Raw genomic sequence first — 23,822 nt, 5'->3', positions numbered from 1 at the left:
TGTAAGCGGAACCACATGGTTTCGGAGTGTTTCAGTCTATCATGCAGTACTGGCTGGCCGTATCAATGGCCTGACCTCATTTTTAAGGTACATACACCAATTTAAATTCTTCACATACCACCGGCATATCTTCATCAAATTGTTTTCCTTCTTCTGACAAACATTTTTTAAAAAATTCCACATGTACTTTTCTCCAATATTCCAGCGAGCCATCACCCTCCCCTTCCTTGGCGGCGTGTTCTTCCTTAACCTCTCGAAAAGGAACAATAGATACATTTATCGTTTGAATAATGCATACTGCTTCGTCCTTTGAATCCAGGATGACGCTATAGTCTCCAGCTTTTGGAAGTGCTTCGTTTTCTGCCTCGTATAAGGGATAGGCAGAGGATGTTCCTGTTTTCATTCCCTTTAATACCAATTCTGCCAACTCATCGGCAAAAGCGCCAAACGCCCAGGATTGATATTCTGTTACCGTGATCTGGTTTTGAGCCGCAAATTGATTCCACATCTGTTGGGCATTCATTTTATTTTCTCTCCTTATATCAAAGCATTCATTCATGATAAAAAATATAAATTCACTTCATATCATCTTTCATTTTATTATAGAATTATACGATAGTTCCGGCTGGCATTCCACATAAATTTGCTGACATCCCCAATGGGCAGCCATTTGAAGGAATTTTCAATAAAAACTTAAGAAACGTTTTTCTACTATTTAATTATAAACCATTAAAAAGTGGAGATTATTAAAATAAGTGAAAAGAAAATTACACTATATTCATTTTTTTAGGATTGAATTCGGATTATTCATTCGGAACAGCAAAAGGAAGAAAAAAAGATTTCCAAACTGTTACGATCGCTGCCACCCAAAGAAAATAGTTACAACTAAAATATGACAGTGTGATTTAATCAATTTCTCACATACTAAGAAAGGAGCAAAAAATTGTCTCCTTTCATTCACCTAAGGAGGTATGCGAGATGGAAAAAAATAAAATTCATAAGATTATTATAAGAGCATTCTGGATCAGCCTGATCTTTTGCATCGGATTTTCCTGGTTCTATATGAAGCGGGTAATTCCTGACAAATTAAATATTGTTGCACAGGAAGAAGAACAGTTTCATTTCTCCATGCCTTTTGATGTGACGCTGTATTCCGACAGCGAGGAAGTGGTATTAAACAATGGATCAAATATCCCTTCCGATCAGATCCATCTTCAGGTAAACCAGCCGTTTTCCCTATATTCGGAAAATCAGGGAAGCTATAAACTGGGACTGAAGCTTTTTGGATGGATTCAATTAAAAGACATACAGGTGAATGTAGTGGATACCAAATATGCCGTTCCATGCGGAACTCCTATTGGGATCTACTTAAAATCTGACGGTATCATGGTAATCGGTACCGGAGATGTAACAAAAAAAGACGGAATGGTGGTGGAACCGGCATTTGGGATTCTGCAGTCAGGCGATTACATTGAAGCCATCAATGGAACACATTTAAAGGATAAGGAAACCCTGATGAGTGAGCTGAGTAAAATAGGCCCTTCCGAAGCTCTGTTAAAGGTAAGACGGAACGGGGAGCTTATTGACGTAAAGATGAATGCCACAGAGGCGGAAGACGGAACTTATAAGCTGGGAGTCTGGGTCCGGGATGATACCCAGGGTATTGGCACCATGACCTACGTGGATATGAACGGACAATTCGGCGCCTTGGGCCACGGAATCAGTGACAGCGATACCGGCAATGTAGTTCAGATTACCGATGGTTCACTTTACGAGACAGCGATTCTTGGAATTGAAAAGGGAACCTTTGGAAAGCCGGGAGTAATGAGCGGCATCATCTATTATGGTCCCGGCTCCACTCTGGGGACCATTACCGCCAATACGGAAGAAGGAATTTTTGGAACCGTCAATGACAGGTTTAAGCAAAGCCTTGCTCAAGATGCCATTCCCATCGGCTACCGGCAGGATGTGAAGAAGGGTTCAGCCCATATCCGAAGTGATGTATCCGGAAAAGTCCGGGATTATGAAATTGAGATACAGCGTGTGGATTATTCCACCACTCATAAAAGCAAGGGCATGGTGATCAAGGTAACGGATCCGGATCTTTTGGCTCTTACCGGCGGGATCGTACAAGGCATGTCAGGAAGCCCTATTATTCAGGATGGCAAACTGATCGGAGCTGTGACCCATGTGTTCATTCAGGATTCCACAAGAGGATACGGGATTTTCATTGAAAACATGATTAATCACTGAGACTGACATCAAAGAAAGAAAAGAACAGGAACGTAATGATCTGCGGCGCCGTTCTTTTCTTTTTCACATTTTGCAATTTTTCAATAGTTACGATAGAATTTAGGGGAAGAGCTGAAAAATCCGGTGTTTTTCACAAGAAATATACTGAATTATTCCGTTTAACCGTCAAAATGTTGTAATTAAAGTTACAGAAAATGCCATATTTTATAAATTATGCTTTTCATCGTAATTATAATGTGTTAATATAGAAATTGTGGGATTTAAAAAAATCGTGACTTTTTTTTGCCGACAAGGAGTTTCAATTTTCAACACCGGCATAAAAATGGAAGGGTTGATAGGGATACGGATCAGGGTAGGCCCTTTCGACCTTCAGCGCATGGAAGGAAAAAAATATTCCGGAAATCAGCTTGTAAGCAGTACTTTTTGTCGAATAATGCGATAGAATCCCATTGCGGCATGAGCCAAGGCAAGACTATAATGGCTTTACACTAGTTTTAATCTATTTTGAAGAATCAGAAGGAGAGTACCAATATGTCAGAAATCAGTATTGCGATTGCGGATGATAACCTGCAGACATTAAATCTGCTGAACGATATACTGGAGGGAGAGGAGGATTTCCACGTTGTTGGAAGAGCGGATAATGGCGAAGACGCTTATAACATGATCCTCAAAACAAATCCGGATGTTGTCTTATTGGATGTGATTATGCCGAGAATGGACGGAATTACGGTAATGGAGCGCGTAAGGGGGAACGGTGCAGTTACAAAGATTCCGTCATTTATCATGGTCACTGCGGCAGGAAGCGAGAATATTACGGAAGATGCGTTTCGGATGGGAGCAAATTACTACATAATGAAGCCGTTTAATAAGGATATTATCGTCGACAAGGTACGAAGAGTAGGACAGAGAAAGTCGAAGACACCAAACATTCAGGGGATGAAAAAAGTAAAGCCTTATGTCAATAAAACGGAGTACATGGAACAAAACCTGGAAAATGATGTCACACAAATGCTTCATGAAATAGGCATTCCCGCACATATTAAAGGATACCAGTATTTAAGGGATGCCATTGTCATTTCCGTACAGGACCAGGAAATGCTCACCTCTGTCACAAAGATACTCTATCCTTCCATTGCGAAGAAACATCAGACAACTCCCAGCAGGGTGGAACGGGCCATCCGCCATGCCATAGAGGTAGCCTGGAGCAGAGGTAAGATGGATACCATCAATGAACTGTTCGGGTATACGGTAAGTACCGGCAAAGGAAAGCCTACGAATTCTGAATTTATTGCTCTAATTGCTGATAAGATAAGGCTGGATTATAAAAAACTTTCATAATTTGTAACTTTTGATACTTCCTTATTTCCTTAAAATGCTGTATACTAAATGAAAATCTACAATGTCCCAGGGGGAAGATGATAAGGGAGGTTATTGGATGAAGAAGATATTATTCGTTGCATCAGAGGCAGTTCCTTTCATAAAAACCGGAGGGCTCGCAGATGTTGTGGGTTCCCTTCCCAAATGCTTTGATCAAGAATTCTTTGATGTGAGAGTCATGATTCCCAAATACCTTTGCATCAAGGAAGAGCTTAGAAACCAGATGACCTATGTGGATCATTTTTACATGGATTATCTGGGACAAAGCAGGTATGTAGGAATTCTGCAGTATGTACATGAGGGAATTACCTTTTATTTTATTGATAACGAAGGATATTATAATGGTTCCAAGCCTTATGGAGACTGGTACAATGATCTGGAAAAATTCTGCTTTTTCTCCAGAGCCGCCTTATCAGCCCTTCCTGTGATAGGATTTCAGCCGGATGTTGTTCACTGTCATGACTGGCAGACAGCCCTTATTCCTGTTTTATTAAAGGACCGATTCCATGAAGGGGAGTTTTTCCAGAGCATAAAATCCGTGATCACCATTCACAATTTAAAGTTCCAGGGCGTATGGGATGTGAAGACCATACAGAAGTTTACCTGCCTGCCGGATTACTATTTTACTCCGGATAAGCTGGAGGCTTATAAGGATGGCAATCTGTTAAAGGGCGGGATTGTTTACGCCGATGCCATAACCACGGTCAGCGATACTTATGCGGAAGAGATTAAGATGCCGTTTTACGGGGAGGGCCTTGACGGCCTTATGCGTGCGCGGGCCGGCAGCCTAAGGGGAATTGTAAACGGAATCGATTATGAGGAATTTGATCCGGAAACCGATCAATATATAGAAAAGAATTACAATTTAAAGAATTTCCGCAAGGAGAAGGTGAAGAATAAACGGGCTTTGCAGCAGGAGCTGGGGCTAAGTCAGGATGATAAGAAGTTTATGATCGGCATCGTTTCCAGGCTGACAGACCAGAAGGGACTGGATCTGATTCAGTGCGTGATTGATGAGCTGTGTCAGGATGATATACAACTAGTAGTTCTCGGTACCGGGGAAGAACGGTATGAGAATTTGTTCCGCCATTATGCATGGAAATACCAGGATAAGGTCTCGGCCAATATTTATTATTCCGAGGCTATGTCCCATAAGGTCTATGCAGCCTGTGATGCCTTTCTTATGCCATCCCTGTTTGAACCCTGCGGATTAAGCCAGCTTATGGCTCTCCGATACGGCACCGTGCCCATTGTGCGGGAAACCGGCGGTTTAAAGGATACGGTAGAGCCTTATAACGAGTTTGAGAACCGGGGAACCGGCTTCTCCTTCGCCAATTATAATGCTCATGAGATGCTGGGAATTATCCGGTACGCTAAAATAGTTTATTACGATAAAAAACGGGAGTGGAATAAAATCATTGACCGTGCCATGACAAAGGATTACTCATGGAAAACGTCAGCCATGAAGTATCAGGAACTGTATGATTGGCTGATTGGCTGTTAAGCCGTTCATTCATAAGGAAAGAAGCGATTGAATTAAGATGGAAAATATGCATTTAACCAGGGAAGAAAGAGAAGAAGCGTTCCGATGGGCAGAAGATTCTTCCTGGGTGGAACGGGAAGATTACCGTGAGGATCCCGATTATATGGATTGTGTAAAGGATATCATCGACAGTCCGGTATTTCAATCCATGGATCAATTTATGCAGCATGGGGACACAACCTGTAAGGCTCATTGCATTAAGGTATCCTATATGGGCTACTGTATCTGCAGGAAGTTTAGCTGGGAATATGCAGAGGTTGCCAGAGCCGGCCTTCTTCACGATTTGTTTTTGTACGACTGGCATACGCATGCAAAGGAAACCGGGGAGCACTTCCATGGTTTTACTCATCCCCGGACTGCATTAGACAATGCGGTAAAATACTATGAATTAACAGAGAAAGAGAAAGATATGATTTTGCGCCATATGTGGCCGCTGACCCCCATCCCCCCAAAGAGCCGGGAGGGAATGGTGATTATTTATTCGGATAAATTTTGCGGTCTGGTTGAGACCGTGGCCAGGATCAAGCGTTGGATCTTATTCGGTTTTGGAAAGAAAAGCGCTGCATAAGACGGAGGAAACCATGACATTTTGGGAAGATTTACTTGGGAATCAGGTTCTGATCACTGCAGTTGCCGGCTGGCTGGTGGCACAGGTTTTAAAGACAATCATTGATCTGGCCCTTAATAAAAACTTTAATCCGGAGAGGCTTGTGGGATCTGGGGGAATGCCCAGTTCTCATTCCTCAACGGTATGCGCGTTAACGACCGCCGCCATATACCGTTATGGCGTCGGTTCTTTTGAGTTTGCGGTTAGTGTTGTCCTATCCATGATAGTTATGTATGACGCCATGGGTGTGCGCAGGGAAACAGGAAAGCAGGCAAAGCTGTTAAACAGCATCCTGCTGGAAAATCCATTTGAGCTGAATGGGGAAATCCTCCAGGAAAGACTAAAGGAATATGTGGGACATACTCCTCTCCAGGTAGCTGCAGGAGCTATCCTAGGGATTTTATTGGCACTTTTTATGGCACAGTTTTATTAAATATTGCAGAAAGTTTTCTGGGAATCGTAAGAAAATAGCCCTTGATTTCTTAAGATATCCATATTATACTTTAACAAGTTAAAAAATTGTTAAAATTGGAGGTAAAAATGGATATGTCAATTTATCACAGGATAAACTGTTTTTTCCTGTTCAGCTTTCTTGGATACCTTCTTGAATGTGCCGTACTCAGCTATGAGAATAAAAGGCCTGTGCTGAATCGAGGATTTGGACATGGACCGTTCTGCATCATATATGGTTTTGGTGCCACGGGCGCGTTGATCCTGCTTAAACCCCTTTCCGGCAATCCGGTTCATCTTTATTTCGCTGCTATGGCTATGGCTACCTTTATGGAGCTTGTGACAGCCCATATGATGATAAAGCTGTTTGGCTCCTTTTGGTGGGATTACAGCCGGAAGCTGTTGAACTACAAAGGGATCATTTGCCTGGAAAGCAGCATTGCATGGGGATTTTTGGGGATATTTTATTTCCGTTTCCTTAACGGATTTGTTAATCAGATGGCAGGTATGATTCCGGAGAACTTGGAACGATTGGTGGCAATGAGCCTTTTGATTTTTTATCTGGCTGATTTCATATACACCATGAGAATACAGCTTCGGGGTGATTGTGACGATGATGATACGTCCATGATCGGGCGTTTAAAAGTATATTAATGAGTGGCGGGATTCCATACGGGTCCCGCTTATTTGCTTGCAGGTATTCTGCCAAATCATAAAAGGCAGACCCAATGATAGTGAGTTAGACAGAGAGGTTTGAGATGGATAAGATAGAAAAGCTTGTGTTGGCTTCCGCATCTCCAAGAAGGAGAGAATTACTGGCTCAGATCGGAATCAGGCCGGAAATTGTACCAAGTACCATTGAAGAGAAAATCACCACAGACGTGCCGGAGGAGGCAGTGGCAGAGCTGTCCCGGCAAAAGGCAGAGGATGTAGCCGGCTGTCAGCAGTCTGGGACTTTTGTCATCGGCGCGGATACTGTAGTTGCTGCAGGCGGTGAGATCCTTGGTAAGCCGGCCACTCACCAGGAAGCGTTCCGGATGATTTCCATGCTGGAAGGAAGGACTCATCAGGTATATACAGGGGTTACCCTGGTGTATTGTGGACAGAATGGAAAAAAGGTCAGAACGTTTGTGGAAAAAACCGATGTTCATCTGTATCCCATGTCCCAGGAGGAAATCAAAGCCTATACCGACGGAATAGAACCCATGGACAAAGCCGGAGCCTATGGGATACAGGGAAAATTTGCAGCTTTCATTAAAGGGATTGACGGGGATTATAATAATGTAGTAGGATTGCCTGTAGGACGTGTGTACCAGGAGATGAAGCTGATGTTTGAACAGGAGGATAAGGTATGATTAAACTGATTGCATCGGATATTGACGGGACGCTGGTGACGGATGGAAGCCACGAGCTGAATCCGGAACTTTATGATGTGATTTTAAAGCTGCGTGCAAGGGGAATCCAGTTTGCAGCTGCCAGCGGCCGCCAGTGGCTCAGCATCGAATCCATATTCGGTCCCATTAAGGAAAAGGTGTTCTACCTTTCTGATAATGGCGCTTATGTAGGCTGCCATGGAAGAAGCCTGTTTATCAACACCATAGACCGCAAAACGGTCATGGATATGGTACAGGATGTACGGAATATGGAAGGACTTGATGTACTGCTCAGCGGACCTGATGTGATTTATGCAGAAACGGATAACCAGGAATTTCTGGATTGGATCATCAATGGCTACCGCTTCCACGTAAAGAGGGTGGAGGATTTAACCAAGGTGGATTCAGAGTTTATAAAAATTTCCGTATACCGCAAAACAGATGTGGAAGCCCATACCAGAATCTTAAGAGAAAAGTATGAGGACAGCCTGAAAATAACCATAGCAGGAGACATGTGGATGGATTGCATGAAGCCGGGAATCAATAAAGGACAGGCAGTGAAGCTTCTTCAGGACAGCCTGGGAATCAAGCCGGAGGAAACCATGGCTTTTGGTGATCAGTTAAATGACGTGGAAATGCTGAAACAGGCCTATTACAGCTTTGCAGTGGGAAATGCCAGGGAAGAAGTAAAGGCTGCAGCAAGATTTCAGACGGATACCAACGTAAACGACGGGGTATTGAAAATACTGAAGCTGCTTTAAGCAGTATAAAGAGAGGGATGCTCATGAAAGGCCAACTTAAGATTGGGGGAAGAGTCCTTCTGGCTGCTGCGGTGACAATTATCATGCTGTCAGGCTGCAGAGCCGATATCCCCCTTATTTCTGAAACTTCGTCAACAAAGGCATATTCGCTGCCCCAGTCCATGGTGATCGTAGCCACAGAGAGGAACCGGTATCAGGAGATTTATACCAGCCAGATCTGGGGAGTGGATTTACCCGACGGACAGACCTTTGAAACCTATCTGGTGGATCAGGTAAAGGAGTTTCTTCAGGAAATGAAAATGATGAATCTCCTGGCCAGAAATAAGGGAGTCACCCTGACCAGCGCAGAAAAGGAAGAGGTCCGTAAGGCATCAGAGGAATTTTTTTCTTCCCTGACAAAGGAGGACATCTCTTACATGGGGGCTGCCGAAGAGGATGTGAGGACTATGTATGAGGAGTACTATCTATCCAATAAGGTAGTGGATGAACTGACAAAGGACATGAATCTGGAGATCAGCGACAGCGAGGCAAAGGTGATCGTGGTAGAGCAGATTGTCATGTCCGATGAGGCAGAGGCAGGGGAAGTGCTTTTAAAGGCGGGATCGGAAGGCGCTGATTTTTCCGCACTTGCCAGGGAATATTCAGAGGATGGTTCCGTTGAGAGGAAAGTAGGAAGAGGGGAGGATCCAGGTCCTTTTGAGGATGCGGCCTTTTCTCTTTCTGCTGGGCAGATCAGCCAGGTGGTGGAGAACAAGGGCAAATACTATATCATACGGTGTGTCAATGATTATGATGAAGACGCTACCCAGGAGAGGAAAGCAGGGCTATACCAGAAACGGAAGAAGGAAGCCTTTGATCAGATTTATTCCCAGTTTAAGCAGGAAAATCCGGTCACCTTCAGCAATGAAATATGGAAAGATGTAAAATTCTCCAAGGATGACAGGACGACTACCACCAACTTTTTTGAAATTTACAGAAAGTATTTTTCTGATTAACCAAAGGGGAAGGATGGGGTAAAATACAGATGAAACCGGAAGAATATGAAAGAAAAAGAGGGCACAGCCGCAGGCGCAGAAGAAACCGCAGCCGGGAGATCCTTATGGGATTTCTGCGATTTTTCCTTGCACTGCTGCTGCTGGCCGGCCTGACCGTCGGGGGCGTGTTTGGGTACCGTTACTGGGAGGGAAGCAAAACCAATGAATCGCTTTTGGAAACCAGCCGGGAAGTGGTGCCGGAGACTATGGGAGAATCACAATAAGAGAAAGGGGAAATCAGAGCGCTGATTTCCCCTTTTACGTGTAATGCAAATAGAATACAATTAAGCCTGAAAAAATGCTTCTGTCAGCTTCACAAGTGCTTCCTGGTCCTTTGCTCCCATAACCTCCCTTGCAGAGTGCATGGCCAGTATGGGCACGCCGGCATCCACCGTTCTCATGGTAAGCAGGGCGGAAGAGATGCTTCCCAACGTGGAGCCGCCTTTTACATCAGAACGGTTGGAGAACTTTTTATAAGGAATATGATTTTTACGGCAGATCCCCTCAATGACCCCGGTGCTGGAAGCATCGGTGGCATATGCCTGGCTGGAGGCCAGCTTAATGGCGACCCCGTCTCCCATGAGGATCTGGTTCTTAATGTCGCATTTTTCCCCGTGATTGGGGTGAATGGCATGGGCCACATCCAGAGATAGCAGAAAGCCATTCATCAGAATATTCAAAAAGGTTTCCCTGGAGTACCCCAGGGATAAGCATATCTTTTCAAGAATGCGTTCCATAAGGGCAGAAGCAGCCCCCTGCTTGGTGTGGCTTCCGATTTCTTCATTGTCATATAAGGCGATGACATGGAGACCGTTTTTGCAAGGCCCGGCCGTGATCCCGTTTAAGCAGGCCTGTACTGATGTCAGGTTATCCAGACGGGGAGCTGAGTAAAATTCATTCTGCAAACCCAACAGGGTTCCTTTCTCCCAGTTATAAATGCAGATTTCATAATCCAGAATATCTTCTTTTTTCACACCAGCCTCTTTTGCCAGGGCTTCCAGGAAAAAATCTTCTTTGCTTAACTCATCGGTGATTCTGGCAATGAGGGGAAGCATGTCAACCTGAGGATTGATGGCAACTCCGTCGTTGGCATCCCGGTTCATGTGGATCGCCAGGTTAGGGACCGTAAGGAGGGGACGTGAAAAGTCCACTAGTATGGTTTCCGGCATCATGGGAGAGGGGCCGGCTACACAGACCTTTCCTGCCATGGATAAGGGTCGGTCAAACCAGGTTCCTAAAAGGGGGCCTCCATATACTTCTACATTAAGTTTTCCGTATTCCAGTGATGTGACTTCAGGGGAGGGCTTCACCTTCAGGCAAGGCCAGTCCGTATGGGAAGCTGCCAGTTTAAGAGTCGGAATGACGTCCAGTACCTCCCCGACGGAAAATGCGATCAGGGTGGAATCAAAAACATTTATGTAGTATGATCCGCCTCGTGTTAACTCCCAGGGCTCAGCCAGGGGCAGTTCCTGAAAACCGGCGGATAAAAGCTGGTCCGCTGCGGCCATAATGCAGTGGTAGGGAGAAACTGACGCGGCGATCAGTGTTTCTAACTGTTCCATATGATTCATATGATTTCCTCTTTTCTGCCCTCGTATTTTGGGCATAATGGTATATGGGGGCTAAGACCCCAGTGATCCGTACCCCGTTTTGCACTGCTCATTGCTTTTGTGAATAGTATACCACAGAAAATCCCGGTTTGGAATACTGGAAACGAGCAGGGAGCAGTCTTTGCGTGCTTCTTTCCGTCCATTAGTATGAAAAAAACAGGGGAATCCTGCGTTGACAGTCTGGGAGGATCCGGTGTATAGTTAACGGATAAAGATAAGAAAATGGGGAGAATTTGCCATGACCGCACTGAAAATTGAGGAGATCAGAACCTTTACCTCCAAGCTGTTCGTAGGGGAAATCTTTGACCAGTTCCTTGCGAAGGAAGCTGTTATTGCTACCTTTAATACGTTTACCATAGACGGAACCATACGCACCGCATATTACTCCAAGGATGAACAGGAGGAAATGAACCTCGGCCAGCTTTCTACCTGGGCCATGATGAAGCCCTTTTGTTTTTCCCTAATCAAAGGAAAACGACTTCCCGTCAGCTTCCGTATCATCCTGCAGATGTCCAAGGAAGGAACTGAGCGTTTTTTGGCGTCCCGCCAGATTCCCCTTGCCCCTGATCAGGTGAAAGGGCTGTACTTAAATATCCGCTATGAGGAAGACAAGCTTTCCTGCGTAACAGGAACCTCTGTTTCCATATTTACCCTGGATAAGACCCTGGATGAAGAATGGGACCAGGCCATGAAGGGATTTTTAAAGAGAAATGAGATTCCATTTCTGGAGGAATAAAATTATTAGCACTCAACTTATATGAGTGCTGATTTTCTATTGACATTTCCATAACAGCGTATTAAAATATTCTATGCAAGGATCGCTGAACGAATTGCGGTTTATACAAAATTGAGAAAATTCCATGGAAACATGGAACTGAAATAGAAAAAAGAGTAAGGAGTGTTCTGATATGGCAAAAACAGGAAGTTTAACAATTAACAGCGAAAATATTTTTCCCATCATTAAAAAATGGTTGTATTCCGACCATGACATTTTCTACCGCGAGCTTATTTCCAATGGCTGCGATGCCATTACAAAGCTTAAGAAACTGGAAATCATGGGAGAATGGCAGAAGCCTGAGGATCTGGATTTTAAGATTGAGGTCATCACTGATTCCAATGAAAAATCCATTACCTTTAAAGACAACGGCCTTGGTATGACTATGGAGGAAGTGGATGAGTACATTAACCAGATCGCTTTTTCCGGCGCGCAGGATTTCCTTGAGAAATATAAGGACAAAGCCAATGAAGATCAGATCATCGGCCATTTCGGCCTTGGATTTTATTCCGCATTCATGGTAGCAGACAGGGTCACCATAGATACCCTTTCCTATAAAGAAGGAGCTGCTGCGGTCCACTGGGAGTCAGACGGCGGAACGGAATATGAGATGGAAGAGGGGAACAAGGCAGAGTTTGGAACCACCATTAAGCTGTATCTTAATGAGGAAAGCCTGGAGTTCTGCAACGAATACCGGGCAAAAGAGGTTCTTGACAAATACTGTTCCTTTATGCCGGTGGCTATTTATCTGACCAGTGCATCTGCTGAGCCTGAGTATGAAACCATTGAAAAAGAGGAACTGACCGATAAGGACACCGTGGTAGAGACCATTGTGGAGGAAGCAAAGACCGAGGAAAAGGAGAATGAAAAGGGAGAAAAGGAAGTTGTTGAAGTATCTCCTGCAAAAGAAAAATATAAGATCAAAAAGCGTCCGGTACCTGTCAACGATACCAATCCCCTGTGGAACAAACATCCCAATGACTGCACGGTAGAGGAATACAAGTCCTTCTACCGCAAAGTGTTCCATGATTATAAAGAACCTTTATTCTGGATCCACTTAAATATGGATTATCCCTTCAACTTAAAGGGGATTCTTTACTTCCCCAAGCTGAACTTAAATTATGACAGCCTGGAAGGAACCATTAAGCTGTACAACAGTCAGGTATTTATTGCGGATAATATTAAGGAAGTGATCCCGGAATTCCTGATGCTGTTAAAGGGCGTAATTGATTGCCCGGATCTTCCTCTTAACGTATCCAGAAGCGCCCTTCAAAACGATGGGTTTGTGAAGAAGATTTCTGATTACATCACAAAGAAGGTTGCAGATAAGCTGACCGGCATGTTTAAGACGGACCGAGAAAATTATGAGAAATACTGGGATGACATCAATCCATTTATAAAATTCGGTTGCTTAAAGGATGAAAAGTTCGGGGAAAAGATCAATGATTCCCTTATCTTTAAGAATCTGGAAGGCAAGTATATGACCCTGTCCGATTGTCTGGAGGAGAATAAAGAAAAGCACGAGAACAGTATCTTCTATATCTCCGATGAAAAAGAGCAGAGCCAGTACATCAACATGTTTAAAGAGGCAGGCCTTGATGCAGTTTATCTGACCCATAACATTGACAGTCCGTTTGTAGGTTATCTGGAGCAGAAAAATGAGAATATTAAATTCTTATGCATAAATTCTGATTTATCTGACATCTTTAAGGAAGAGGTGAAGGAAGAGGACAAGGAAGCCATGAAGGCAGATACAGAAGCTCTGACCCAGTTGTTCCGTAAGGCCTTGGACAAAGAGCATCTGGAGGTAAAGGTTGAGAAATTAAAAAATGAAAATGTGTCCTCCATGATCACTGTATCGGAGGAATCCCGCCGTATGCAGGAAATGATGAAGATGTATACCATGCCAGGCATGGATCCTTCCATGTTTGGGGCTGGAGGGGAAACTCTGGTGCTTAATTACAACAATAAGCTGGTGCAGTATGTGCTGGGACATAAGGACGGAGCCCACACAAATGCCATCTGTGAGCAGCTTTATGATCTGGCAGCCTTAAGCCATGGTTCCATGTCACCGGAGCGCATGACCAAATTTATTGCCAGAAGCAATGAGCTGATGCTTGTCATGGCAGAGGTGTAAAACCCGGAATTCTTTGATTGAGGGATATCTTTTTTCTGCTATTTGTGCTATATTAGATGCAGCGATTTTAACCGGCAGGGAGGAAATACCTTATGGAGGACCTGCTACGCCTGGACGGGCTTTTATCATATGTCTGTCTTAATAGCACGGGCATTGAAAGGAGAAACTGTGATGAGGGAAAAGACCATGTGGATAAGGAAAGGGGTACTGCGCCTGATGCTGGCTCTTATGCTTGGCATAATAGCAGGTGGAGCACCTGGGGCAGCAATGGTGTCCCATGCGGAGACTGCCGCTGTTTCAGAGGCGGCTGTACCGGCAGAAGGAGCCTCTGAGGATAGCGGTATGCCCTTTTTATTAAGCTTTTTTGGAGGGATTTTACTTCTGATACTGTTTGTTGTTGTGGTTGCCGTGGCTACAAGTGTAAGCACGGTGGGAGCAATCAATGGGCAGGATGAAGAATAAGATCCGGCGGCAGGCTAAGGACTTGTACTTTGGTAATTTCTGGTACAAGTCCTTTTGTATTATCGGAAATTGGAGAAATATAAGAATCTTTCTCAATGCCGGTATTTGGTGTTAAATTATTCTATTGACATCCGGGTCTGCTTTCTCTATAATATATGGTAATGAATACTACATGATAAGTTTCGTGCCAGGAGGAAGGATAGAGATATGAGCTATAAAATCATTGGGGACAGTTGCCTGGATCTTACGGCAGAATTAAAAAAGGATCCTCACTTTCAGATAATTCCCCTTATATTGCAGGTGGGGAATGTTCAGGTAATCGATGACGAGACCTTTGACCAGAAAAGCTTTCTGGAGCTGGTGAAAAGCAGCAGTGAGTGTCCCAAAACGGCATGTCCCTCACCAGAGCTGTTTAAAGAGGCCTATGAGTGTGAGGAGGACCAGGTTTTTGTGATCACTTTGTCCGAGCATTTAAGCGGGAGCTATAACAGCGCGGTTTTGGGAAAAAAGCTTTACGAAGAAGAACATGGGAACAACGGGAAAAAGATCGCGGTACTGGGTTCGGATTCTGCCTCAGCAGGGCAGTTGAATATCGCTCTTTACGTCCAGTCTCTTTGCCAGGCATCCCTTCCATTTGAAGAGATCGAAGAGAAGGCTAGGACCTTCCTTAAGAATATGAAGACTTATTTTGTTCTGGAAAGTCTGGACACCTTAAGAAAGAATGGACGCCTCACAGGGCTTCAGGCCTTTTTTGCCACTGCCCTCAATATCAAACCTGTTATGGGATCAGATGCCGGCGTGATCATTAAGCTGGACCAGGCCAGGGGGATTAACAAGGCTCTGGCCCGCATGGTGGATCTTGCCCTCAAGGAAGGCGGAGATACCAGAGACAAAGTTTTGGTCATTTCCCACTGCAATAACCCGGAGCGGGCGGAGCATGTGAAGCAGGAGATGATGAAGCAGGCGCGTTTCAAAGATGTGATTATCGCAGAAACGGCCGGAGTTGCTACCGTATATGCCAATGACGGCGGAATCGTTATGACCCTTTAAAAAGTGTTTACCGGACTATGATGTTAACATGCACATAAAAAAGAGATGACTAGGTGCGGCTGTAATAAATGGTGCAGGCATAACTGGTTATATTTATACTTTTGCTTCCGCAAAGTGTAAATATGACCAGTTTTTTATGTTGTGGGAAAAATAAAAGTATTCTGATATGCTGTATAAAAAAAGAAAAATATATTTTTATTGAAAAAAGTTAGAGTAAAAGATATAATATATAAAAATACTATTTTTGAGGGACCAATGGAAAAAGAACAGTTTTTATATAAAAAGGTTTATCTGGATTTAAAGAATAAGATCCTTACGGGAGAGTTGACGGAAGGAGCGTGTCTGCCCCAGACTGGAGAGCTGGCATCTGAATATGGAGTCAGCACCATCACCATTACCAATGCCTTGAATGCTCTGAGAACCGAAGGTTACTTAAACCGCATCAAGGGCAAGGGAAGCTTTATCCAGCTTCCGGCCAGGGACGTTGAGACGTTTGAGGACAGCTTTGATGGGTCAGGGGAGCAATGTGAGATCCGGGCCGGAGATAAAATGCTGGGTCTTGTCCTGGAGCATGTTTCCTCCTGTTTCGGACTTGACATGATGTATGCGATGGATGCCATAGCGGCTGAGGCCGGCTATAAGCTGTGCGTTCGCTTTTCTTACGGCGAAAGGGAAAAGGAAACGGAAGAAATTGAATTTTTAAAGGAGCTGGGGGTCAGCGGTATCATTGTTATGCCATGCCATGGACTTTATTATAATACGGAAATTCTAAAGCTTGTCATAGAAGAATTTCCCATGGTTTTGATCGATAAGAACATGGAGGGAATCCCTGTCCCATCTGTAAGAACAGACAATCATCTTGCCATGAAGGAGCTGGTGGACCATCTGGTCCGTAAAGGGAATAAAAAGATCGGATTTATTACTTTTTCGGAAAACGGGACTTCTTCCTTAAAGGACAGAAGAAAAGGGTTTCTGGAGGCAATAAGGGCTGCAGGAATGGAACACATGAAGGAGTGCTGCCTGGAAGGCTCTGAAAAGATTAAAATCTATTCTGATGATTTTGACTCAGGGATTAAGGAGATGATTGATCAGTATTTTAATGAGAATGAGGATTTAGATGCGGTCATTTGTGCCGAATATGGAATTGCAAGATGGCTTGGTAACCGAAAGGGAATAACAGTATGCTGTATTGACGAGGATTATTTGTCTCCCGGAGGCCCGAAGTTCACTCATATAAGGCAGAATGAAAAGAAAATTGCTTTTGAAGCCATTGACATCCTGTTAAAGCAGGTGGAAAAAGATCTGTCTTGCAGCCAGATGGACTGCCTGGTACCAGGGATATTTTGCGAGTGCTAAAATATATATTTGTTTCTTTCATATCGATGAAGCCCAAACAGCAGAAATTGCTGTTCTGGGCTCCTTTTTTAATGTTGGTGATATTGCATAAATAAATAATACAAATTATGTATTTTAGTTACAAAATAACGATATGCAGTTGAAAATAAAAATTCCGTATGGTATTATGAATGCATAAAACATATATTTTAATTAAAATATATGTAAAAGTTGCGTAAATATGGTTTACAAAATATAAAATATAATATAATATGGTTTTGTAAGCCCGATATGTGTCATGTGGAAAGGAGAAATAATGAAAAAAAGTAGAGTCATGTCAATGCTTGCGGCCGCCCTTATGGTAGGTTCCATCACTGCCTGCGGTACCCAGGAAAGTGCAGGCATGAAAGACAGCCAGACAGAGAAAAGCCAGACAGAAGAAATCAAAAAAGAAGAAGGCAAGACAGGAGCAGGCAGCCAGGAAAGGAAAGAAGCAGGGGGCAGCGTAAAAATCATTTCGGCCAACACAGGAGGCAAAGATGAGGCGGAGATGAAGCTTTTTGCAGAGGCCCTTTCCCAGGCAACAGGTCTTACGGTGGAAATTGAAAAACCTGCATCGGATTATGATAAAGTTCTCATGCAGAAACTAAGCGGCGGCGAAACCTATGATCTGATTTATGTCACGGCAAGCCAGTATGCCAATCTTGCAGATCAGGGAGCCCTGATGGATATTACGGACCGGGTGAAAGACTCTGAGATTCTTACAAAAAATGTTGATCCGGCAGAATGGAAGGATATTACCATTGGAGGAAAAATCTATGCAGGCTTCAACAAAAAGGAGATTCACCGGGTGGTGGCCCTTAACAACACGCTCCTTAAGAAGGCGGGAATTGATTATAAGAAGATCGAGCCTACCATGGATGGATATTATGATGTGATGAAGAAGTTAAAGAACAGCAGTCAGGTCCCTGATTTTTATCCCTTTGACGCTATTTTATCAGAAACCTATGATCTGCAGCCCTGGATGGCAGCAAAGGGGTTAAAAGACGGTGTGGTTCTTGATGACGCCGGAAAAAAATATGCACCCTATGCAGAGGACGAGGCAGCACCAGTGTGGGAATGGTTTAAAAAGCTATATGACAATGGTCTTCTGGATCCCTCTTCCTTTGTTGATAAGACAAAGGATATGAGAGCTAAGATGGGGGCTTCCTCTCAGAAAACAGCGGTGACAACCGATTGGACGGCGTGGGTTGGTTTACATAATGCAAACGCTAGGGCAGGCGGAATCTCTCCCGAAGATTATGAGATCGTCTCTCTTCCCGGCCTTAAGACACCGGATGGAAGCTATATGCTGGTCAAAGGAAGCGCCAGTTTGTTTGCAGTACCGGCCAATGCAGAGAACCCTGACGGAGCCATGAAGGTTTTGGAATATTTTGCAACTCAGGAAGGAGGAAACCTTCTTTCAACCGGAATCTTAGGCCATGACTATACCGGTACTGAGGGCAAGTATGAATTGACGGAAACCGGTACCCAGCATGGCAATGATCATGGAGCCCCTTTCCCTATCTACAAGGATTTTAAACCGATTTTCGGATTTAATCCTGGAGTGGAGGAAGCGTTAAGCTACAGCAGCTATGCGTCCATTGACATGATCATTCCCAATGAAAAGGATTACAAGGAAATCGTAGGCAAATGGGGAATCAAGATTATCAAGGGAGAGGTTTCCGCTGCTGAGGGTCTTGCGGGCATGAGAAAAGAGCTTGTGGACCGGAAAGTGACCGACCGGTAAACACATTTTTCCATAAAAGACAGGAGGCATCGGTTTGAAAGGACAGCTTAAGAAAAAGATATTGCGCTATAAGGAAATCTATCTGCTGCTGGTCCCCGTTCTTATTTACTTTCTTGTATTTTCTTATTATCCTCTGGTATTGGGGATTTTAAAAAGCTTTCAGAAGGTAAAACTTCTGGGAGGATATGAGATGGCAGGGATTCATAATTATAAGGAGATATTCGGGGATAGGCAGTACAGGCAGGCATTTGTCAACAGCCTGGCAGTAGGCGGAGGAACCTTTCTTTTGCAGTTTGTATGGGGACTTATGATCGCGGTATTGCTCAATGAAATCAGGAATAAGGCGGCAAAATCCCTGTTCCAGACGGTTACTTACATCCCGTACCTTCTGTCCTGGTCCGTGGTGGGAGGATTGTGGATCTCCATTTTATCCCCGGCGGGCATGGTAAACGGCATCATGAAAGTCATGTCAGGCGGCGGCTATGCTCCGCTGGTTTTTATGTCAGAGGGACGTTACGCCAGATTTATCATGATTTTTACTGGCGCATGGAAGGGGGCCGGCTATTTTGCGGCCCTGTTCCTGGCGGCCATGATCGGAATTGATTCGGCCCTGTATGAATCTGCAAGAATGGATGGGGCCACAAGAATCAGGCAGATCCGCTACATTACCCTGCCGGTCATTGTACCAACGATGAAGGTGGTGGCGGTGCTGTCGGTTATGGGGATCCTGCGGAATTTTGACCAGATTTTCGTTATGATGAATGCTTCCATCAGCGACAAGGTGAAAAATCTTCTGGTTCTGATCTATGAGCAGGGCATCATCCAGTTTAATGTGGGAACCGCTACGGCGGCTGCCACCGTGGTTTTGTTCGCCACCCTGCTGATCACTTCGGCAGTCAGAAGGATGCTGAAATATGATGAGATTTATTCCTGATGGAAAGGGCTGAGATATGAAGGATAATTTAGGTAAAAACAATTTGACAGGTTTTTGGAATGTGCTTTTTTTGCTTTTGACGGCGTTCATTTTTCTTACCATGTTTCTTCCCATGTGGAATGTATTTGTGGTATCCACCTCAACGGCCCTTGATTCTTCACAAAGCGGGATCAAGCTGTGGTGGTCTAAATTCAGTGTGGAAGGCTTTTTCTATGTATTCCGGGTGACGAAAATGGCAAGGCCATTTCTTAATTCTCTTCTTATTACTACAACGGGTACCGTGATCCAGGTTCTTTTGTCGGCCCTTGCAGGTTATGTTCTCATACAAAAGAGCCTTCCTTTAAAAAATTATATCTCCTCCTTTATCATGCTCACTATGATGGTGCCTGGGGACTTAACTCTGATATCGGTTTACCAGTTAAATAAGCAGTTATCATTGTTAAATACTTATCAGGGACTGGTTTTAAACGGCCTGGTGTCAGGCTTCAGTATTATGATGATGAGAAATTATTTTGAGACGGTTCCTTATTCTCTTGCGGAATCAGCCAGAATGGATGGGGCAGGGGAACTTAAAATTTTCGGAAGCATTTACATGCCCATTTCTCTTCCGGGATTTGCAACTGTATTTTTCATGGAATATGTGGCCAGATGGAACTCCATCATGCTTCCCGCAACCTTGATCACTGATGAGAAGAAGTATACCCTTCCACTGATGCTGAAGCAGATGATTATGTCTGTGGATTCCACTTCCGGGACGGCGGCAACTCCGGATAATGCCATTATGGCGGCCATCGTGATATCCACCTTGCCGCTGCTGATCATTTATCTATTTGCCCAGGGGTTTCTTCTGGAGGGAATCAATATGGGAGCCGTTAAGGGCTGACGGAGGATTAATATGAAGGAAAAAACCATTACAGTTCAAAGGGTGGCTGCAAAGGCGGAGGAAGGATTGTATTTAATGGTTCCTTTTTCCGTACCGGAAGAGGCGGCCTCCATGGAGCTGTCATACGAATACGACCGTAAGAATAATATCATAGATTTCGGCCTGTTAAATGAAACGGGGGAACTGATCGGCTGGTCAGGCTCCAACCGGAACCAGATTTTCCTCTCTGATGGCAGGAGCTCGGATGGATTTGCATCGGTTCCAATAAGGCAGGGAGAGTGGAACATACTTCTGGGAGCTTATCAGATCCAGGAACAGGGAGTGGAAATTACATATAAAGTCACATTTCATGTAAAAGGCATGAGGCTGCTGAAAGGAGACACCCACCTTCATTCCACAGGCTCCGATGGAAATATGTCCGTGGAGGAGCTGGCCCTTGGGGCAGAGCGGGAAGGGCTGGATTTTTTGTTTGTTACGGATCATAACAATTATGCCCATAATAATTGGCTCCGCTCCACGGAACAGGTGACCATGATCCCTGGGGTAGAGTGGACCCATTACAAAGGGCATATGGGAATGCTGGGGAGGAAACGGCCGTTTCGAAGCTTTCTTTCAAATTCATTGGGAAGGACCGTGGAAATCCTTAAGGAGGCAGGGGATAGCGGGGCTTTTCGGGTAATCAACCATCCCTTTTGCCGCTGGTGCGGCTGGAAGTGGGGGCTGGAGCAGGTTCCTTTTGATGGGGTGGAGGTATGGAATGGAGGTTTGGAGCCGGAAAGCAACCAGGACTGCTTAAGCTGGTGGGATGAAAGGCTTAAGGAAGGAAAAAAAATTCCCATAACAGGAGGAAGCGATTTCCATAAATATGAGCCGGGAAGGATGCCTGCCTCTCCATGTACCTGTGTTTACGCCATGTCAAATTCCGCTGAGGATATACTGGAAGGTCTAAAAAAAGGTCATTCCTATCTGTCCATTTCGCCGGAAGGTCCCATGATGGAAGCCTGGGCCGGAGACCGTCTCATGGGAGATGATATCCATAGGGGATTTATAATACGGTTCACGTTCTGGAACTTAAAAAAGGGGGATGTGATTTCTCTGGTTTCCAAGGAACGCAGAGAAGAGATCCCCTGTGATTCAGACCGGCTTTCCATGGAAAGAAAGGCGGGAGAGCCGGGGTATCTCCGTGTGGAGATCAGGCGGAGCCTTATTCCGGGTTATCCTCAAACGACGGTGCTTCTTTCCAATCCTTTTTATATAACCGGTGATAAGGTTGAAAGAAAAAACGTCTTTTAACCTTGAATTTGCGGATCAGATTAGGAAGGCATATCTGCTTGATTTATTAGGAGACAAAAATGACAAAGAATGAATTAATGACCAAAGAATCAATTAAGAGAGTTCATGTGGTTTTCATGACACATTTTGATATGGGGTTTACGGACCTGGCGGACCGTGTCCTTTCCAACTATATCCACGATTATATTCCGGAAGCCATTGGGCTTGCCAAGGACTTAAACCGGGATGGAAGAAAGCGGTTTGTCTGGACCCTGGGGGCTTTCTTAATTGACCAGTATTTAAAAAAGGCGGGACAGGCAGAGGCTGAGAGGCTGAAGGAAGCCGTGGCAAGAGGAGATATCTGCTGGCATGGATTGGCTTTTACCACTCATACGGAACTGATGGACACAGATCTGATGGATTTTAACCTAAGCTATGGGGACAGACTGGACAGACAGTTTGGCAGAAAAACCATTGCAGCAAAGCTGACTGACGTGCCAGGCCATACCAAAGCTATGGTGCCCATTATGGCTCACCATGGGAAACAGTATCTGCATATCGGGGTAAATCCTTCATCCATGAATCCCATGGTTCCCCAAAGCTTTGTGTGGCGGTCCGGAGGCAGGGAAATCCTAGTCCAGTATTCTCCGGTTTATGGCTCCACCTGCCATGTGGACGGCATGGAGGATGTTCTGGAGTTTGTATTTTTAGGGGACAATCTGGGCATTCCCACCAGGGAAGAGGTATTAAGGCAATTAGAAGCATTGGAAATGAAATATCCCGGGGCCAGGGTAGAGGCCTCTACATTGGATGCCTATGCCCAAAAGCTGTGGGAAAGAAAAGAGGAGCTTCCCATAATTACGGAGGAAATCGGGGACTCCTGGATCCATGGCATTGCCTCTGATCCGGTTAAGGTCAGGGGGCTCAGACGGCTTTTGGGCCTGAAAGACCAGTGGAAAAAGCAGGGAAGCTTTGATCCGGATTTGCCTGAGTTCCATGGGTTTCTGGAAAATCTCCTGATGGTTTGTGAACATACCTGGGGGCTGGATTATAAAAAGCACCTGTTTGATTTTAAAAACTGGAAGAAGGAAGATTTTAAAAAGGCCCGTAAAGAAAACCGTGTGACAGAGGCGATGTTTACGGAAAGGAATGCATCTCTGTTACATGCCATCTGCAGGGAAAAGGGAGCGGAGCATCTGGAAAGCTCCTATGAACGGTACGAAAGTTCCTTTCAGGAACAGCGGGCTTATCTGCAGGAAGCAGTCCGGCTTCTTCCGGAGGATTTAAGAGAAGAAGGGGAACAGGCCCTTACATGGGACCACCTTTCTAAGGAGGAGATATGGGAAGAAGGGGAAACGGTCCATCCCTTTGAGATGATCTCCATACAGGATTGGACGGCAGCATTTGACGGAAGCGGCGCTGTGGTTTATCTGGAAAAAGCGGGAAAGGTCTGGATCCAGTCTGGGTGCTTTGGCCGTTTTACTTATGAAACCTATGGGGCCCTGAATATGGTATCAGAATTTTATGAGTACAATCATGCTTTTAAGGAAAATATGACCTGGTCGGAAGCCGATTTTTCCAAGCCGGGTCTGGAAAACGTAGAGGGACTTTTCAACAGGAATTATTCCTTTGGGGTAAGGGATATGAGAAAATCCGGTGCTACGGTAAGAATCCTTCTGTCAGGAAATCCGGCAGCAGTAACGGAATACGGCTGTCCTGAGAGGGCCTGGATCATCTATACCTTTGGTGCCGAACTTTTATGCGATCTTTTGTGGGAAAATAAGGATGCCAATAAAATGCCGGAAGCCCTTTGGTTTGATGTAACGATTGATGTGGAAAACCCCTGCCTTTGGAAAATGGTAATCATGGACCAGGAGATCTCCCCCCTGGAAGTAGTCAAGGGAGGGAACCGGAGACAGCATTGTACGGAAAAGCTGGTCTACGACGGGGCAGACGGGATGATAGAGCTGAAGAATCAGGATTCTCCCCTGGTAAGCTTAGGGGGCAGACGGTTATATGGCGGCTGCCTGGAGCTTCCTGATATGAAGAAAGGATTATCCTTCTGTTTGTTTAACAATAAGTGGGGAACCAATTTCCCCATGTGGTGCCAGGATGACTGCTGCTTTCGTTATGTCCTGAGCTTCCGTAATAAGTAAATCGGAATGTTTGACAAATCC

The 23,822-nt window shown here is 44.7% G+C and carries 22 protein-coding genes; 20 read left to right on the top strand and 2 right to left on the bottom strand.

Annotated features, from left to right (window positions below; genetic code table 11):
- Positions 1 to 82: 82 nt before the first annotated feature.
- Entirely contained in the window at positions 83 to 523 is a 441-nt protein-coding gene (locus tag CLOSA_RS16185) for an ASCH domain-containing protein (protein ID WP_013273828.1), read from the bottom strand.
- 455 nt (positions 524 to 978) lie between these two features.
- On the opposite strand from CLOSA_RS16185, the gene spoIVB reads away from it, so the two are divergent.
- The 10 genes from spoIVB to CLOSA_RS16135 all read left to right on the top strand — a co-directional run bounded on the left by spoIVB (position 979) and on the right by CLOSA_RS16135 (position 9,622).
- Positions 979 to 2,253, top strand: coding sequence for a SpoIVB peptidase (gene spoIVB, locus CLOSA_RS16180; RefSeq protein ID WP_013273827.1), 1,275 nt, complete (start codon positions 979 to 981; stop codon positions 2,251 to 2,253).
- Between the two features lie 531 nt (positions 2,254 to 2,784).
- Complete coding sequence (gene spo0A / locus CLOSA_RS16175) at positions 2,785 to 3,591, top strand: sporulation transcription factor Spo0A (protein ID WP_013273826.1); 807 nt, start codon at positions 2,785 to 2,787, stop codon at positions 3,589 to 3,591.
- A gap of 97 nt (positions 3,592 to 3,688) precedes the next feature.
- The gene (gene glgA / locus CLOSA_RS16170) at positions 3,689 to 5,134 is read left to right on the top strand and encodes a glycogen synthase GlgA (protein ID WP_013273825.1); all 1,446 of its coding nucleotides are present in this window, start codon (positions 3,689 to 3,691) and stop codon (positions 5,132 to 5,134) included.
- Between the two features lie 37 nt (positions 5,135 to 5,171).
- Positions 5,172 to 5,741 (top strand): HD domain-containing protein, encoded by a 570-nt coding sequence (locus tag CLOSA_RS16165; protein WP_013273824.1) that lies wholly within the window; start codon positions 5,172 to 5,174, stop codon positions 5,739 to 5,741.
- A 13-nt stretch (positions 5,742 to 5,754) separates the two neighbouring features.
- The gene (locus CLOSA_RS16160) at positions 5,755 to 6,213 is read left to right on the top strand and encodes a divergent PAP2 family protein (protein ID WP_013273823.1); all 459 of its coding nucleotides are present in this window, start codon (positions 5,755 to 5,757) and stop codon (positions 6,211 to 6,213) included.
- Between the two features lie 113 nt (positions 6,214 to 6,326).
- Positions 6,327 to 6,884 (top strand): putative ABC transporter permease, encoded by a 558-nt coding sequence (locus CLOSA_RS16155; RefSeq protein WP_041709344.1) that lies wholly within the window; start codon positions 6,327 to 6,329, stop codon positions 6,882 to 6,884.
- 104 nt (positions 6,885 to 6,988) lie between these two features.
- Positions 6,989 to 7,585, top strand: a complete 597-nt coding sequence (locus CLOSA_RS16150; RefSeq protein ID WP_013273821.1) for a Maf family protein — start codon at positions 6,989 to 6,991, stop codon at positions 7,583 to 7,585.
- On the top strand, positions 7,582 to 8,364 hold the full coding sequence (locus CLOSA_RS16145; RefSeq protein WP_013273820.1) for an HAD family hydrolase: 783 nt from the start codon (positions 7,582 to 7,584) through the stop codon (positions 8,362 to 8,364). Before CLOSA_RS16150 ends, CLOSA_RS16145 begins: the two co-directional genes overlap by 4 nt.
- 23 nt (positions 8,365 to 8,387) lie before the next feature.
- The gene (locus CLOSA_RS16140) at positions 8,388 to 9,359 is read left to right on the top strand and encodes a peptidylprolyl isomerase (RefSeq protein WP_013273819.1); all 972 of its coding nucleotides are present in this window, start codon (positions 8,388 to 8,390) and stop codon (positions 9,357 to 9,359) included.
- A 29-nt stretch (positions 9,360 to 9,388) separates the two neighbouring features.
- Positions 9,389 to 9,622 carry a hypothetical protein gene (locus CLOSA_RS16135; RefSeq protein WP_013273818.1) on the top strand — a complete coding sequence of 78 codons (234 nt, stop codon included), beginning with the start codon at positions 9,389 to 9,391 and terminating at the stop codon, positions 9,620 to 9,622.
- Positions 9,623 to 9,682: 60 nt separating this feature from the next.
- Here the strand turns inward: CLOSA_RS16135 and CLOSA_RS16130 are convergent, their stop codons facing one another.
- The gene (locus CLOSA_RS16130; protein WP_013273817.1) at positions 9,683 to 10,969 is read right to left on the bottom strand and encodes a M18 family aminopeptidase; all 1,287 of its coding nucleotides are present in this window, start codon (positions 10,967 to 10,969) and stop codon (positions 9,683 to 9,685) included.
- Positions 10,970 to 11,246: 277 nt separating this feature from the next.
- Between CLOSA_RS16130 and CLOSA_RS16125 the strand changes: the two genes are divergently transcribed.
- The 10 genes from CLOSA_RS16125 to CLOSA_RS16080 all read left to right on the top strand — a co-directional run bounded on the left by CLOSA_RS16125 (position 11,247) and on the right by CLOSA_RS16080 (position 23,801).
- Positions 11,247 to 11,744: a DUF5721 family protein gene (locus tag CLOSA_RS16125; RefSeq protein ID WP_013273816.1), complete on the top strand. Its 498-nt coding sequence runs from the start codon at positions 11,247 to 11,249 to the stop codon at positions 11,742 to 11,744.
- Between the two features lie 172 nt (positions 11,745 to 11,916).
- Positions 11,917 to 13,920, top strand: a complete 2,004-nt coding sequence (gene htpG, locus CLOSA_RS16120; RefSeq protein WP_013273815.1) for a molecular chaperone HtpG — start codon at positions 11,917 to 11,919, stop codon at positions 13,918 to 13,920.
- Between the two features lie 171 nt (positions 13,921 to 14,091).
- Complete coding sequence (locus CLOSA_RS16115; protein ID WP_013273814.1) at positions 14,092 to 14,382, top strand: hypothetical protein; 291 nt, start codon at positions 14,092 to 14,094, stop codon at positions 14,380 to 14,382.
- A 207-nt stretch (positions 14,383 to 14,589) separates the two neighbouring features.
- A complete protein-coding gene (locus tag CLOSA_RS16110) occupies positions 14,590 to 15,432 on the top strand; it encodes a DegV family protein (protein ID WP_013273813.1) in 843 nt (280 codons plus the stop codon).
- 255 nt (positions 15,433 to 15,687) lie between these two features.
- Positions 15,688 to 16,788, top strand: a complete 1,101-nt coding sequence (locus CLOSA_RS16105; RefSeq protein ID WP_013273812.1) for a GntR family transcriptional regulator — start codon at positions 15,688 to 15,690, stop codon at positions 16,786 to 16,788.
- A gap of 295 nt (positions 16,789 to 17,083) precedes the next feature.
- A complete protein-coding gene (locus tag CLOSA_RS16100) occupies positions 17,084 to 18,556 on the top strand; it encodes an ABC transporter substrate-binding protein (protein WP_013273811.1) in 1,473 nt (490 codons plus the stop codon).
- Between the two features lie 34 nt (positions 18,557 to 18,590).
- Complete coding sequence (locus CLOSA_RS16095) at positions 18,591 to 19,490, top strand: ABC transporter permease subunit (RefSeq protein ID WP_013273810.1); 900 nt, start codon at positions 18,591 to 18,593, stop codon at positions 19,488 to 19,490.
- Between the two features lie 16 nt (positions 19,491 to 19,506).
- Positions 19,507 to 20,373 carry a carbohydrate ABC transporter permease gene (locus tag CLOSA_RS16090; protein WP_013273809.1) on the top strand — a complete coding sequence of 289 codons (867 nt, stop codon included), beginning with the start codon at positions 19,507 to 19,509 and terminating at the stop codon, positions 20,371 to 20,373.
- 12 nt (positions 20,374 to 20,385) lie between these two features.
- A complete protein-coding gene (locus tag CLOSA_RS16085) occupies positions 20,386 to 21,666 on the top strand; it encodes a CehA/McbA family metallohydrolase (protein WP_013273808.1) in 1,281 nt (426 codons plus the stop codon).
- A gap of 59 nt (positions 21,667 to 21,725) precedes the next feature.
- Entirely contained in the window at positions 21,726 to 23,801 is a 2,076-nt protein-coding gene (locus CLOSA_RS16080; RefSeq protein WP_013273807.1) for a DUF5054 domain-containing protein, read from the top strand.
- Positions 23,802 to 23,822: the final 21 nt, after the last annotated feature.

Source organism: [Clostridium] saccharolyticum WM1 (genome assembly GCF_000144625.1).
Lineage (GTDB): Bacteria > Bacillota > Clostridia > Lachnospirales > Lachnospiraceae > Lacrimispora > Lacrimispora saccharolytica.
Note: the sequence above shows the minus strand (reverse complement) of the source record. Positions and strands in the feature narration are given on the sequence as shown.

Excerpts from the sequence above, each read along its gene's own strand:
- CLOSA_RS16185 (WP_013273828.1), bottom strand. The coding sequence starts at position 523 with ATGAATGCCCAACAGATGTGGAATCAATTTGCGGCTCAAAACCAGATC.
- spoIVB (WP_013273827.1), top strand. The coding sequence starts at position 979 with ATGGAAAAAAATAAAATTCATAAGATTATTATAAGAGCATTCTGGATC.
- spo0A (WP_013273826.1), top strand. The coding sequence starts at position 2,785 with ATGTCAGAAATCAGTATTGCGATTGCGGATGATAACCTGCAGACATTA.
- glgA (WP_013273825.1), top strand. The coding sequence starts at position 3,689 with ATGAAGAAGATATTATTCGTTGCATCAGAGGCAGTTCCTTTCATAAAA.
- CLOSA_RS16165 (WP_013273824.1), top strand. The coding sequence starts at position 5,172 with ATGGAAAATATGCATTTAACCAGGGAAGAAAGAGAAGAAGCGTTCCGA.
- CLOSA_RS16160 (WP_013273823.1), top strand. The coding sequence starts at position 5,755 with ATGACATTTTGGGAAGATTTACTTGGGAATCAGGTTCTGATCACTGCA.
- CLOSA_RS16155 (WP_041709344.1), top strand. The coding sequence starts at position 6,327 with ATGTCAATTTATCACAGGATAAACTGTTTTTTCCTGTTCAGCTTTCTT.
- CLOSA_RS16150 (WP_013273821.1), top strand. The coding sequence starts at position 6,989 with ATGGATAAGATAGAAAAGCTTGTGTTGGCTTCCGCATCTCCAAGAAGG.
- CLOSA_RS16145 (WP_013273820.1), top strand. The coding sequence starts at position 7,582 with ATGATTAAACTGATTGCATCGGATATTGACGGGACGCTGGTGACGGAT.
- CLOSA_RS16140 (WP_013273819.1), top strand. The coding sequence starts at position 8,388 with ATGAAAGGCCAACTTAAGATTGGGGGAAGAGTCCTTCTGGCTGCTGCG.
- CLOSA_RS16135 (WP_013273818.1), top strand. The coding sequence starts at position 9,389 with ATGAAACCGGAAGAATATGAAAGAAAAAGAGGGCACAGCCGCAGGCGC.
- CLOSA_RS16130 (WP_013273817.1), bottom strand. The coding sequence starts at position 10,969 with ATGAATCATATGGAACAGTTAGAAACACTGATCGCCGCGTCAGTTTCT.
- CLOSA_RS16125 (WP_013273816.1), top strand. The coding sequence starts at position 11,247 with ATGACCGCACTGAAAATTGAGGAGATCAGAACCTTTACCTCCAAGCTG.
- htpG (WP_013273815.1), top strand. The coding sequence starts at position 11,917 with ATGGCAAAAACAGGAAGTTTAACAATTAACAGCGAAAATATTTTTCCC.
- CLOSA_RS16115 (WP_013273814.1), top strand. The coding sequence starts at position 14,092 with ATGAGGGAAAAGACCATGTGGATAAGGAAAGGGGTACTGCGCCTGATG.
- CLOSA_RS16110 (WP_013273813.1), top strand. The coding sequence starts at position 14,590 with ATGAGCTATAAAATCATTGGGGACAGTTGCCTGGATCTTACGGCAGAA.
- CLOSA_RS16105 (WP_013273812.1), top strand. The coding sequence starts at position 15,688 with ATGGAAAAAGAACAGTTTTTATATAAAAAGGTTTATCTGGATTTAAAG.
- CLOSA_RS16100 (WP_013273811.1), top strand. The coding sequence starts at position 17,084 with ATGAAAAAAAGTAGAGTCATGTCAATGCTTGCGGCCGCCCTTATGGTA.
- CLOSA_RS16090 (WP_013273809.1), top strand. The coding sequence starts at position 19,507 with ATGAAGGATAATTTAGGTAAAAACAATTTGACAGGTTTTTGGAATGTG.
- CLOSA_RS16085 (WP_013273808.1), top strand. The coding sequence starts at position 20,386 with ATGAAGGAAAAAACCATTACAGTTCAAAGGGTGGCTGCAAAGGCGGAG.
- CLOSA_RS16080 (WP_013273807.1), top strand. The coding sequence starts at position 21,726 with ATGACAAAGAATGAATTAATGACCAAAGAATCAATTAAGAGAGTTCAT.